The organism is Mycobacterium sp. (assembly GCF_049281135.1).
Classification (GTDB): Bacteria; Actinomycetota; Actinomycetes; order Mycobacteriales; family Mycobacteriaceae; genus Mycobacterium.
The window spans coordinates 1-12,492 of record NZ_JBAPRN010000021.1 but is presented as its reverse complement, the minus strand read 5'-3'; the positions used below and the strand labels follow the sequence as shown (position 1 = coordinate 12,492).

General features: G+C 64.6%; 11 protein-coding genes and 1 riboswitch. Of the genes, 7 read left to right on the top strand and 4 right to left on the bottom strand.

Annotation, left to right across the window (positions count from 1 at the left end; genetic code table 11):
- The first annotated feature begins 107 nt into the window (after window positions 1-107).
- The 4 genes from WAN02_RS00790 (at window position 108) to WAN02_RS00775 (ending at window position 3,941) form a co-directional block, all read left to right on the top strand.
- On the top strand, window positions 108-1,160 hold the full coding sequence (locus WAN02_RS00790; RefSeq protein WP_422261897.1) for a type III polyketide synthase: 1,053 nt from the start codon (window positions 108-110) through the stop codon (window positions 1,158-1,160).
- A 2-nt stretch (window positions 1,161-1,162) separates the two neighbouring features.
- Window positions 1,163-1,714: an isoprenylcysteine carboxyl methyltransferase family protein gene (locus WAN02_RS00785; RefSeq protein WP_422261895.1), complete on the top strand. Its 552-nt coding sequence runs from the start codon at window positions 1,163-1,165 to the stop codon at window positions 1,712-1,714.
- Window positions 1,711-2,724: an NAD(P)/FAD-dependent oxidoreductase gene (locus WAN02_RS00780; RefSeq protein WP_422261893.1), complete on the top strand. Its 1,014-nt coding sequence runs from the start codon at window positions 1,711-1,713 to the stop codon at window positions 2,722-2,724. The genes WAN02_RS00785 and WAN02_RS00780 overlap by 4 nt, the downstream gene beginning before the upstream one ends.
- A gap of 134 nt (window positions 2,725-2,858) precedes the next feature.
- A complete protein-coding gene (locus tag WAN02_RS00775; RefSeq protein ID WP_422261891.1) occupies window positions 2,859-3,941 on the top strand; it encodes a type III polyketide synthase in 1,083 nt (360 codons plus the stop codon).
- 24 nt (window positions 3,942-3,965) lie between these two features.
- Here WAN02_RS00775 and WAN02_RS00770 read toward each other — a convergent pair whose 3' ends face one another.
- Both WAN02_RS00770 and WAN02_RS00765 read right to left on the bottom strand, forming a co-directional pair.
- Window positions 3,966-5,807, bottom strand: a complete 1,842-nt coding sequence (locus tag WAN02_RS00770; RefSeq protein ID WP_422261889.1) for an alpha/beta fold hydrolase — start codon at window positions 5,805-5,807, stop codon at window positions 3,966-3,968.
- On the bottom strand, window positions 5,804-6,373 hold the full coding sequence (locus WAN02_RS00765) for a TetR/AcrR family transcriptional regulator (RefSeq protein WP_422261887.1): 570 nt from the start codon (window positions 6,371-6,373) through the stop codon (window positions 5,804-5,806). Before WAN02_RS00765 ends, WAN02_RS00770 begins: the two co-directional genes overlap by 4 nt.
- A 214-nt stretch (window positions 6,374-6,587) precedes the next feature.
- On the opposite strand from WAN02_RS00765, the gene WAN02_RS00760 reads away from it, so the two are divergent.
- Window positions 6,588-7,247 (top strand): polysaccharide deacetylase family protein, encoded by a 660-nt coding sequence (locus tag WAN02_RS00760; RefSeq protein WP_422261885.1) that lies wholly within the window; start codon window positions 6,588-6,590, stop codon window positions 7,245-7,247.
- Here the strand turns inward: WAN02_RS00760 and WAN02_RS00755 are convergent, their stop codons facing one another.
- Together WAN02_RS00755 and WAN02_RS00750 are read right to left on the bottom strand one after the other, a co-directional pair.
- Entirely contained in the window at window positions 7,248-8,036 is a 789-nt protein-coding gene (locus WAN02_RS00755) for an enoyl-CoA hydratase-related protein (protein WP_422261883.1), read from the bottom strand.
- On the bottom strand, window positions 8,033-9,181 hold the full coding sequence (locus WAN02_RS00750) for a thiolase family protein (protein WP_422261881.1): 1,149 nt from the start codon (window positions 9,179-9,181) through the stop codon (window positions 8,033-8,035). Before WAN02_RS00750 ends, WAN02_RS00755 begins: the two co-directional genes overlap by 4 nt.
- A gap of 114 nt (window positions 9,182-9,295) precedes the next feature.
- Between WAN02_RS00750 and WAN02_RS00745 the strand changes: the two genes are divergently transcribed.
- Complete coding sequence (locus WAN02_RS00745; RefSeq protein ID WP_422261879.1) at window positions 9,296-9,949, top strand: SDR family oxidoreductase; 654 nt, start codon at window positions 9,296-9,298, stop codon at window positions 9,947-9,949.
- Window positions 9,950-9,980: 31 nt separating this feature from the next.
- A riboswitch (cobalamin riboswitch) is annotated at window positions 9,981-10,191 on the top strand.
- A 132-nt stretch (window positions 10,192-10,323) separates the two neighbouring features.
- Window positions 10,324-12,492, top strand: a 2,169-nt coding sequence (gene metE / locus WAN02_RS00740; protein ID WP_422261877.1) for a 5-methyltetrahydropteroyltriglutamate--homocysteine S-methyltransferase, incomplete at its 3' end; no start/stop codon positions are given.

Genomic DNA, 12,492 nt, shown 5'->3' with positions numbered 1-12,492 from the left:
GAATTACCAGTGAGCGCAGTCACATTGAACCGGCAGCGAAGGAAGTTCGTATTCTCAGTGTGGGCAACATAATTCCGGGCGCGCGTCCCGTGACACCTGACATCGAACTGTCCGAACTCACGACGGGAACACCGTCGGTCGCCTCGGTGGCCGTCGAGTTCCCGCCGCACCGGCACAGCCAAGACGAAGTGATTGGCGCCCTGGCCGATTTCGCCGGTCCCGAGTTTCGACGATTCGCCGCCACCAGTGGGGTTGAGACACGCCATCTTGCGCTGCCCCTGTCGCGTTACCGAGAGCTCAGCGGCTTCACCGAAGCCAACGACGCCTACCTTGACATCGCACTCGAGTTGGGTGAGCGGGCATTGAAATCGGCATTCGCACAAGCCGAAATCGAGCCGTCCGAGGTCGACGTCGTGTTCTCGACCACGGTCACTGGACTCACCGTCCCCTCGCTGGAAGCGCGGCTAGCGACCCGGCTGGGTTTTCGACCCGACGTCAAGCGGGTGCCGCTGTTCGGACTGGGTTGTGTCGCGGGTGCCGCCGGCATGGCGCGCGTACACGATTACCTTCGGGCCTTCCCCAATCATGTGGCTGCGCTGCTCGCGGTCGAGTTGTGTTCGTTGACCATTCAGCGCGAGGACCATTCGATCGCAAATCTGGTCGCGTCCAGCCTGTTCGGTGACGGCGCCGCCGCGGTTATCGCGACTGGAGCCGACCGGCCGACAATCGGACCGAAACTGGTCGCGACCCGCAGCCGTACCTACCCGGACACCGAGGACGTACTGGGCTGGAATATCGGCACCGCGGGATTCCAGATCGTCCTGTCCGTCGAAATTGCCACGGTCGTAGAGAAATACCTTGGTGATGACATCCGCAACTTCCTCGCCGACCACGGGTTGACCACAGCGGATATCTCACGATGGGTCCTACACGCCGCCGGCCCGAAGGTAATCGACGCAGTCGAAAATGTGCTCGACGTGTCGACAGATGCGTTCGATAACACTCGAAAGTCTCTGCGCAACAACGGGAATCTGTCGTCTGTTTCGGTGCTGGATATTCTTCAAGACACCATGACCGACCCGCCGCCGCCCGGCTCGCTGGGACTGATGATCGCCATGGGCCCCGGCTTTTCCGCCGAACTCGTGCTGCTTAGCTGGTAGGCATGTACTACCTGCTGATCCTGGCCGTCGGCATCGAACGGCTGATAGAGCTCGTTGTCGCCAAACGCAACGCGCGATGGGCTTTCAGCCAAGGCGGCAAGGAATTTGGTCACGAGCACTATCCGGTGATGGTCACTCTTCACACCGCGCTGCTACTGGGCTGCGTCATCGAAGTGTGGGGCCTGCATCGGCCCTTTATCGGCTGGCTGGGTTGGCCGATGCTCGCTGTGGTGGCAGCCAGCCAGGTGCTGCGCTGGTGGTGTGTGGGAACGCTGGGCCGACGCTGGAACACCCTGGTCATTGTGGTGCCGGACGCGCCGTTGGTACGACGAGGTCCGTACCGGTTTCTGCACCACCCGAACTATGTGGCGGTCGTCGCCGAGGGTCTGGCGTTGCCTCTGGTGCACACGGCGTGGCTGACAGCCATCGGTTTCACGCTGGCCAATGCACTGCTGCTGACGGTACGGATCAGGGTCGAGAACGCCGCACTGGGCTACCGAGTAGGCGCCGGCGATGGCGCAGAACAAATCGGTGAGAAGGAGCGGCGCAGATGACATATGACGCCGACCTGCTGATCGTGGGCGGCGGCCCAGCCGGTCTCGCGTCGGCGATAAACGCTCGCCAACAAGGGCTTTCGGTGATCGTGGCGGAACCGAGAAGCGATCCGATCGACAAGGCATGCGGCGAGGGCCTGATGCCCGGCGGCTTGGCAGAACTAGTGTCGCTGGGCGTCGACCCCTATGGGATGCCGTTGCGGGGTATCGCCTATCTCGATGAGGAACGCCGAGTCGAAGCGCCATTCCGCGGCCGCTCGGGACGCGGCGTGCGGCGTACCACTTTGCACGCCGCGCTGGCGTCGCGCGCCAAAGAACAAGACACCGAATGGATCTCGACGCGCATCACCAGTGTCGACCAGGACGCTCACGGCGTCACGGCAGCAGGGATCCGCGCGAAATGGCTGATTGCCGCCGACGGACTGCATTCGACGGTCCGCCGCGCCGTCGGTATCAGCGTGGTGGCCGGACGCCCACGACGGTTCGGGGTTCGCTGGCACTACCAAGTGCCGGCGTGGTCGGAGTTCGTCGAAGTGCACTGGTCACGGTGGGGCGAAGCGTACGTGACACCCGTCGAACCCGACCTTGTCGGCGTGGCGATCCTGTCGCAAGAGCGCCCGGACATTGCCTGGTTCCCCGAGTTGGCACGCCATCTGCAAGACGCCGACCGGGGCCGTGCTCGCGGCTGCGGACCCATGCGGCAGGTGGTGTCGCGCCGCGTCGCGGGACGGGTGCTGTTGGTGGGTGACGCGGCCGGCTACGAAGACGCGCTCACCGGTGAGGGCGTCAGCCTGGCCATCAAACAGGCTGCCTCGGCGGTGACGGCTATTGCCGACGAGATGCCCTCGTCATACGAATCGGCCTGGCATCGAATAACCCGCGACTACCGACTGCTCACCCGCGGGCTGGTGCTGACCACCGTACCGAAGACGGCTCGACGCGCGATCGTGCCCGCATGCACCCTGCTCCCAAAGGTATTCGAGCAGGCTGTGCACATACTGGCACGCTGACACTGGCGTTTCCGCCGCCCCGTCGCCAGCTGCGACAAGTTTGCAGTTATCCGACGTGCTGTAACGTTGGTTCCAGAAATTGGATCACCAGCAAAGCGGCTCAGCCGCTTCTGATCACTTGGATACGATGACAAATGGGCCCTGTTACGCCTGGCGTACAGGGGGGGACCGCCAACACCACATCATCCGCGTCCGTCGCTGCCGTAGCGATCGAATTCCCGCCGCACCGGGTCGGCCAGCGGGAGGCGCTGTCGGGTCTGACCAACTTCGGCGGGCCGCACTTCGACCGGTTCGGCGCCAGTGCCGGAGTGGAAAACCGCCGCATCTCGTTGCCGTTGTCGCAGTACGGCCAGCTGAGCGGCTTCACCGAGGCGAACGAGATCTTCGTCGAGACCGCGCTGGAACTCGGGGAGCGCGCGCTGCTCTCGGCGTTCGACGCCGCAAAGGTCACGCCGTCCGATATCGACATCGTTTTTTCGACGACGGTCACCGGGTTGGCGGTGCCGACCTTGGAGGCCCGGCTGGCGACTCGTGTCGGGTTGCGACCTGACGTCAAGCGGGTGCCGCTGTTCGGACTCGGCTGTGTCGCCGGGGCCGCCGGGGTGGCCCGCATGCATGACTACCTGCTGGCGTTTCCCGATCACGTAGCGGTACTGCTCGCTGTCGAACTGTGTTCGTTGACGCTGCAGCGCGACGACTACTCCATCGCCAATCTGGTGGCGACCAGCCTGTTTGGCGACGGCGCCGGCGCCGTCGTTGCGAAAGGATCGGCGCTGACACCCGTCGGGCCGCGGGTGCTGGCAACCCGCAGTCGGCTCTACCCTGACACCGAAGATGTGATGGGCTGGAATATCGGCAGCAACGGGTTCCAAATCAAGTTGTCGGCAGAGGTCACGACCGTCGCCGAGAAGTACTTGGGCGAGGATGTCCGCGACTTTCTCGCCGACCACGGCCTGACTCCCGCGGACATCTCGACGTGGATCTGCCATCCAGGTGGACCGAAGGTGATCGAAGCCGTCGAGCACACGTTGGACCTTCCGGTCGACGCCCTCGATCGCACTCGAAAATCGTTGCGTGACAACGCAAATCTTTCTTCCGTGTCGGTGCTGGATGTACTTCGCGCCAACATGGCCGATCCACCGCCATCGGGTTCGTTCGGGCTGATGATGGCCATGGGGCCGGGGTTCTGCTCGGAACTCGTGCTGCTCGCCTGGTAAGTCGTTCGTCGCGCGGTGAAACTGTCACCACTGGCCTTGTTCCGCAACGGGTTTTTCCACCGCCCCGACGTATTCGCCCATATATCCGCCACCGAGCAAGCGTGGCGCCTTCGTCAGGACGATCGTGAAGTCGGAAAGGCTGCGCTTGCGAAATGCGCGACCCGCCGCAACCGGGTTCAGCTTGGTCGTGTATTCAAGCCCGGCGATGGCCGGCGACCGGGACGCCCCATGCCTTCGCAAAGACCGGTAACCGAGATCTTCGAGAAGTCTGGAAAGTTCGGTGGGTCTTACGAACCGGCGAAAGTCGTGAGTCGACTTGTACAGGCCGGACACAAACAACGGGCCGATCGTGACGAAGGACAGCCAGGTGTACAGGTTCCGGTCTGGAGCCACATAAAACAGCCGCCCGCCGGGTTTCAGCGCGCGATAGACATTCGCCAGGACCGCGCGGTGCTCGCCACAGTGGTCGAGTATTCCGTGCATGTAGACCACGTCGAATTGGTTGCTGGGCAGAGTGTTCCGATCGCGGATGTCCCCAACATGGAATTGAACACTTGCGACGTCGACGAAAGACCGCCTCGCGGCCCGAATGGCTTTGTAGTCGACGTCGAAGCCATCGATTTCCCAGTCCCGAAACTCGGGCTGCACCTCACGCAAACCACGGATCGCAGTACCACTGCCGCAGCCGACCACCGCCATCCGCGAAGGCTCAGATGCTGCGGACTGGGGTAAGTAGTCACGCAGGAATTGCCAAGCGACATAGTCGATTTTGTTGACGAGCTCTTCAGTGAACCGCCAGTGCGGGCTGACCTGCGCCTGGGCGAAGTAGCGCACACCGCGTTCAATCGTGCCGTTGTGGATTCTGGTGAGCAGCTTGTCGAGCCAGGAGTATCGGTACTCAGGCTCGCCGCTGAGCTCGCTGCGCCGCTCGCGGTGGAGGAAGTCGAAGTAGGCCTGCTCTTCGACGTCGAGCGGCGCCGTCCACGAGCGCGCTCGACCCAAGACGCGCTCACGGATCCATGAGTCGAGAACCCGGCTGTACAAGTCGGTCTCGAAGATCATCAGCTGGTGTCCACCGCCGGGCATCACGAAGAGGTCTTTCGGCCCGCCGATGCGCTCGAAGCAGGCCCGAGCATGGCCGGGGTCGACGACCTCGTCGTTCTCGCCGCAGGCGATCAGAACGGGCTTGGTATTGGCCGCACCGGGTTCAGGCGGCCTGTAGTTGAAGACGGAGTGGTAGCTCTTGAAGCCGTAGGACCAGACATTGAGCGGGTCAATCAGCTTCTCCGGCAACAAACCTGGGTCTTCCTGGTAGGCAGCTTTGAAGTCAATGACGCGGCGTAGCGGGACCCGAACCCGGTCGCCAAGACCCCGGGCCAGACGATCCATCATCGGTGAACGCATCAACCGAATCGCCCGGTTCATCTGCAGCTCGTCGTTCAGCAAGATATTCATGCACACGGCTCCGGCCACCTGCGGGCACCTGGCGAGCGCGTGGAACGCAATTTCGCCGCCCTGACTGGCCCCGTGCAGCACCACGGGAACGCCGGTGCGTTCGGCGGCGTGGTCGGACACCGCCTGAACGTCCTCGAGGAAGTCGTCAAAGGTGAAGACGCCCCGCGGGCCGGGGGTGCGCCCGTGGCCGGTCAAGTCGAAGGTCCAGACGGTCGCTGGAAAACGGCGCCGGAATTGCTCGGCGAAATCGTGGTAGGCCGCACTGTAGCCCGCGGTGCCATGCACCAGAAGCAGCGTGTACTGGGCGTTCGGATGCTCATAACGGGTCAGGAAAAGGGGCGTGCCTTTGCTGCCCGCGATGCTCCCCTCGACCGGGGACGCGAGCGCGCCTTCCGGCTCGACGGTCGTCATCGCGCTGACCGCTCCGTTCCTTGAGCGATGAGATGGTCGATCAACAGTTGAGCGTGGGCATCGAACTCGGCCCGGAATGCGGCCTCATCGTTGCTGAAGGGGCGGCGCATCGCCATCCCGAGAAGGAACGTCTCGATGAGCCCGACAGATAAGTCGGACTCTGCCCCGGGAGTTAGATCTTCGATGAAGCGCGCGACATTCCGCCGTTGGGTTTTCTGGTGGTCCGAATAGGCTTGTTTGAGGGACTCATTGTGGTTTGCCGCCGCGGCGAATTCCACCGTGAAGGACGCGGCGAGCAGATTGTTGACGAAGAGCGCATACAGCAGTTCTTTGGCGGCATCCAGCCGTCCAACGACCGATCCTTGCTGCGGTAACAGGCCGGCGGCCGTCGAGAAGATGTCAGCGGCCATCTGGCCGATCGCCGACTGAATCAACCGTTCTTTGGTGTCGAAGTGGTGGTGAAGCAGCGGCTGCGAGACGCCGGCGCGCAACGCGATCCGCTTCATCGAGGATTTCTCGTACCCAAACTCGCAGAAGCACGCGAAAGCCGCCACGAGAATACGCATTCGGGCGTTTGTCGCAGCGGATGGACTCGGTTCGGGCGTAGTCGACGGAGTCTCCGTTGGTTGTTTTCAGTGGGCCGAGCTAGAGTAGCTGACTGATCGATCAGTTAGCACCGTTATGGCGACAACTCAGAGCTAGCGTTGCCAGCTGACGCACTCGTCCCCTGAGGGGAGGGACGAGCGCGTCGGCGTGGAGTAGGAGAGGTCAATCAACGCTATGCCGCAAGGCAGACGGGTCACACTCACTTTCGACAACGGCCCGACGCCCGGTGTGACCGACCAGGTTCTCGACATGCTCGCGGAGAGATCGCTTCGGGCGATCTTTTTCGTCGTCGCCAACCGCGTAGACGGCGACGCGGCTGCGCGCGCGCTGCTCACTCGAATGGTTCGGGATGGTCATCGGGTGGGCAATCACTCGCTGACCCACGGCCGACCACTGGGCGAGCTGGATTCGCAGCAGAGTGTCGCCGAAATCGCCACGGCCCACGAGGTTTTACGGGAGTTCACCGGTGATAGCTTCCTCTTCCGCCCGTGGGGCACCGAGGGACAGCTAGACCGAAGGTGCCTCAACCGCAGTGCGGTCGACTATCTGGTCAGCGGGAAGCACACCTGCGTGTTATGGAACAGCGTGCCGCGCGATTGGGCGGATCCGGGCGGCTGGGTCGCCCGCGCATTGACCGACGTCCGGGCGCGAGAACACACAGCGGTGGTGATCCACGACGTGGCGTCCGGGGCCATGAGCGCCCTACCGCGATTTCTCGACGAGCTGCGTCGCGAGGGGGTGGGAGTGACTGCCGAACTGCCCACCGAGTGCGTGCCGATCGTCGACGGCCGCCTCATCAGTCCGGTCGACCACCTGATGCCGCTCGACGATTGATTACCGAGCTTTCCAGACCGGCGGACGCTTCTCGGCGAACGCCAGCGGGCCTTCCTTGGCATCCTCGGTTCTCAGCAACGTGCCGAACTCGCGGACGGTGCGCGCCCAGGCGGGCTCCTCGTCCGGGATGACGCCGTCATCGGCGCCGCAGGCGATGCGCTTGCTGGCCTGCACCGACAGCGGTGCGTTGACGGTGATCCGCTTGGCCAGCGCCAGTGCGGCTTCCAAGACGGTGCCGTCCGGAACAACCTCGTTGATCAGCCCCCAGTTCGCGGCCTCGGCGGCGCTGATCGGCTCACCGGTGAGCAGCATCTCCATGCCGACCTTGCGGGGCAGTTGCTGCGCGATCCGGAACACGCCGCCCGCGCCGGCGAGCAGGCCCACCTTGACCTCCGGCAGACCGAACTGCGCGCGTTCCTCGGCCACCACCAGGTCACTAGCCAGGGCCAGCTCGGTACCACCACCCAGCGCCGTGCCATTGACCGCGGCGATCGTCGGCTTGTCGATGAAGTGGTGGACGTAACCGGCGAAGCCCCACTCACCGTGGTCGGGGTGATACAGATTCTCGCGGCGCGAGATCGCCTTGAGATCCGCTCCGGCACAGAAGGATTTGTCACCGGCGCCGGTGATCACCACCGCCCGCACGTCGGCATCGTGCTGCGCCTGCTCGAGCGCGTCACCCACGCCGATGCTGACGGCGCCGTTGACGCAGTTGCGCGCATCGGGCCGGTTGATGGTGATGACGAGGACATCACCCCGGCGCTCGGTGAGTACCGCGGCGTCGGTCACAGCAGTTCCACGATGGTGGCGTTAGCCTGGCCGCCGCCCTCACACATGGTCTGCAAACCGTAACGAATTCCCTTGTCCCGCATGTGATACAGCATCGTGGTCATGATCCGGGCACCGGATCCGCCAAGGGGGTGGCCGAGCGCGATCGCGCCGCCGTTGGGGTTGAGCTTCTTCTCGTCGGCACCGATGTCCTTCAGCCAGGCCAGCGGCACCGGCGCGAAAGCCTCGTTGACCTCGAACACTCCGATGTCTTCCAGCTTCAGGCCGGAACGCTTGAGCGCTTTCTGGGTAGCCGGGATCGGTGCGGTCAGCATGATCACCGGGTCGGCGCCGGCCAGCGTGGCGGTGTGCACCCGGGCGATCGGGGTGAGCTTCAACTCCTTTGCCTTCTCGGCGGTCATGAACAGCAACGCGGCTGATCCGTCGGAGATCTGGCTGGAGTTGCCGGCGTGGATCACGCCGTCTTCTTTGAACGCGGGCTTGAGCTGCGCCATCTTCTCGATCGGCGTGCCGCGCCGGATGCCCTCATCCTTGAGCACCGCGTTACCGTCCTGGTCCTTGATTCCTACGATCTGGTCGTCGAACGCACCGGAATCCTGTGCGGCCGCTGCCTTTTCGTGCGAAGCCAGGGAGTACTCGTCGACCGCGGTCCGATCGAAGCCCCATTGCTCGGCGATCATCTCCGCGCCGATGCCCTGGTTGGGAATCTGGCCGTGGTAGCGGTCCAGGAACGCCTGGGAGTACGGCCGCCCGCCGTTGGCCAACGTCGAACCCATCGGCGTCCGCGACATCGACTCCACCCCGCCGGCCACGACGACGTCGTAATGTCCTGCGACCACGCCGGCGGCGGCGAAGTGAATCGACTGCTGGCTGGATCCGCACTGCCGGTCGACGGTGACGCCGGGTACGGTTTCCGGCCAGCCCGCTGTCAGCAGCGCAGTCCGGCCGATGTCGATGGCCTGCTCGCCGGCCTGCGAGACGCATCCCCAGATCACGTCGTCGACGAGCGCGGGATCGATGCCGGCCTTCTGGACCAGACCATTGAGCACTTGCGCGGACAGGTCGGCGGCGTGGACGCCGGACAAGCCGCCGTTCCGTTTGCCGACCGGTGAACGAACTGCCTCGACGATGACGGCTTCGGCCATTGCATATCTCCTTCTGCCTTGAGGTTCTGAATCGATTGTTGACCAACCCGTTAGTTGGGTCGCCGCCGGGGTGCTCAGTCGGCCGGTGGCGTCGGTGCGGTTACTTTGAAAGACATGTCGCGCATTGTCATTGTCGGCGGCCACGGCAAGGTCGCTTTGCACCTGGCTCGCATCCTCATCGACCGTGGCGATGAGGTGACGTCGGTCTTCCGCAACCCCGATCACACCGACGACGTCAGCGCGACGGGTGCGCGTCCCGTCGTCGCTGACATCGAGAACCTGGACACCGCCGCACTCGCCGATCTGCTCGCCGGCCGCGACGCGGTGGTGTTCTCCGCCGGCGCTGGCGGCGGAGATCCGGCTCGCACCTACGCCGTCGACCGCGATGCCGCGATCAGGGTGATCGACGGCGCCGGTCAGGCCGGCCTGCGACGCTTCGTCATGGTGTCGTACTTCGGTGCCGGGCCTGACCACGGTGTGCCGGAGGACAACTCCTTCTACCCCTATGCCGAGGCGAAAGCAGCGGCCGACGCCCACCTGCGCGCCAGCGACCTGGACTGGACCGTGCTGGGGCCGGGCCGTCTCACCCTGGAACCGGCGACCGGCCGGATCGCTGTGGGTATCGATGCCGCCGAAAAAGCTGAGGTCTCCCGCGAGGACGTGGCACTGGTCGTGGCCGCGGCATTGAAGGACGATTCGACAATCCGCCGGACCATCGACTTCAACAACGGTGACCTGCCCATACCTGAGGCGCTGACCACCGGGTAACCTGCGCTACGCAGTTGGTCTGCCGATTACGTCAACACCTGACGACGTCGGCACCGAGCGAAGCATGTTAGATGTGCTTCGTAAGAGGGAACCCGGTGCGAGTCCGGGACTGTCCCGCAGCGGTATACAGGAACGACCGCCGTCAAAAGCACTGATCGCAAGATCGGGAAGCGACGGCCAGTAGGAGCACCACCCGGTGCACGCCTGTGAGTCCGAAGACCTGCCGGCTGTGTCGGGCGCGCCGCGCCTGGCGGCTCACCGCCTCGAGGAATGGGCGTCCGGCCGTAATGGTTGCAGTGGCTGTGTGCGCTGCGCCGGATCGGTTTACGTCCGTTGGCGGTGACCACCCCGTCAATTGAAGGACACGAACCATTGTGACCGCAAAACCCTTTACCGCCACCGTCACCGGGTCCCCGCGCATCGGCCCCAAACGCGAACTCAAGCGCGCTACCGAAGGCTATTGGGCAGGCCGCACCAGCCGCTCCGAACTTGAGAAAGTCGCCGCAAACCTGCGCCACGACACCTGGTCTCAACTGGCCGCCGCAGGCCTGGACTCGGTACCGGTGAACACGTTCTCCTACTACGACCAGATGCTCGACACCGCCGTCCTGCTCGGTGCGCTGCCAGAGCGCGTGCAGGCCGTCTCCGACGACCTCGACCGCTACTTCGCCGCGGCCCGCGGCACCCGCGACATCGCGCCGCTGGAAATGACCAAGTGGTTTGACACCAACTACCACTACATCGTCCCGGAGATCGGGCCGAAGACGAAGTTCTCGCTGCACCCCGAGAAGGTGTTGTCGGAGCTCAACGAGGCTCGCGCTCTTGGCATTCCGGCCCGCCCGGTGATCATCGGACCGGTCACTTTCTTGCTGCTGAGCAAGGCGGTCAACGGCGCGGGCGCACCCATCGAGCGCCTCGATGAGCTGGTTCCGCTCTACACCGACCTGCTGGGCCGGCTCGCCGACAAGGGCGTGGCCTGGGTGCAGATCGACGAGCCGGTGCTGGTGACCGACATCTCCGCCGACGCCCCCGCCCTCGCCGAAAAGGTCTACAACACGCTGGGGGCGCTGGACAAGCGGCCCGCGATCCACGTCGCCACCTATTTCGGCGACCCCGGCAAGGGCCTGGCCGCGCTGGCCCGCACGCCCATCGAGGCGATCGGTGTCGACTTCGTCTACGGCCCCGACACCGCCGTGGCGTCGGTTCCCGAGTTGGCCGGCAAGACGCTGGTGGCCGGAGTCGTTGACGGACGCAACATCTGGCGCACAGACCTGGAGGCGGCACTTTGCAAACTGGCCAGCCTGCTTGGAAGCGTTGCGGCGGTGGCTGTTTCTACGTCGTGCTCGACGCTGCACGTACCCTACTCGCTGGAGCCCGAGACCGATCTGGACGACGCGCTGCGCAGCTGGCTGGCATTCGGCGTCGAGAAGGTGCATGAGGTCGCCACGTTGGCGAAGGCGCTGAAGGACGGCCGCGACGCGGTGGCCGACGAGATCGCGCAATCCAACGCGGCCGTCGCGTCGCGTGAGAAGGACCCGCGGCTGAACAACAGCACGGTGCGTGAGCGCCTCGAGTCGATCGCGAAATCCGGTGGAACGGAACGCGGTCCGGCCGCCGAACGTCGCAAAGCGCAGAACGATCGCCTGCACCTGCCCCCGCTGCCGACGACCACCATCGGCTCGTTCCCGCAGACCGTCGAGATTCGAAAGGCCCGCGCTGCGCTGGTCGCTGGTGAGATCGACGAGGCGGAGTACACCCGCCGGATGCAGTCCGAGATCGCCGACGTGATCAAGCTGCAGGAGGAACTGGGCCTGGACGTGCTGGTGCACGGCGAGCCGGAGCGAAACGACATGGTGCAGTATTTCGCTGAGCAACTGGACGGCTTCTTCGCCAGCAAGAACGGCTGGGTGCAGTCCTACGGCAGCCGCTGCGTGCGCCCGCCGGTTCTCTACGGCGACGTGACCCGCCAGCACCCGATGACGGTGGAGTGGGCCGAATACGCGCAGTCGCTGACCGACAAGCCGGTCAAGGGAATGCTCACCGGTCCGGTGACGATCCTGGCGTGGTCGTTCGTTCGCGACGACCAGCCGCTGGCCGACACCGCCCACCAGGTGGCGCTGGCGATCCGCGACGAAACCGTGGACCTGCAGTCGGCCGGTATCGCGGTGATCCAGGTCGACGAGCCCGCACTGCGAGAGCTGTTGCCGCTGCGCGACTCTGACAAGCCGGCCTACCTCGACTGGGCGGTCGGCTCGTTCCGGCTCGCGACAGCGGGTGTGGCGGATTCGACGCAGATCCACACGCACCTGTGCTACTCGGAGTTCGGTGAGGTGATCGGTGCGATCGCCGACCTGGACGCCGACGTCACCTCGATCGAGGCGGCCCGCTCGCATATGGAGGTACTCGACGACCTGAACTCGATCGGCTTCTCCAACAGCGTCGGGCCGGGTGTCTACGACATCCACTCGCCGCGGGTGCCGAGCACCGACGAGATCACCAAGTCGTTGCGCGAGGCATTGAAAGCCGTTCCGGCTGATCGGCTT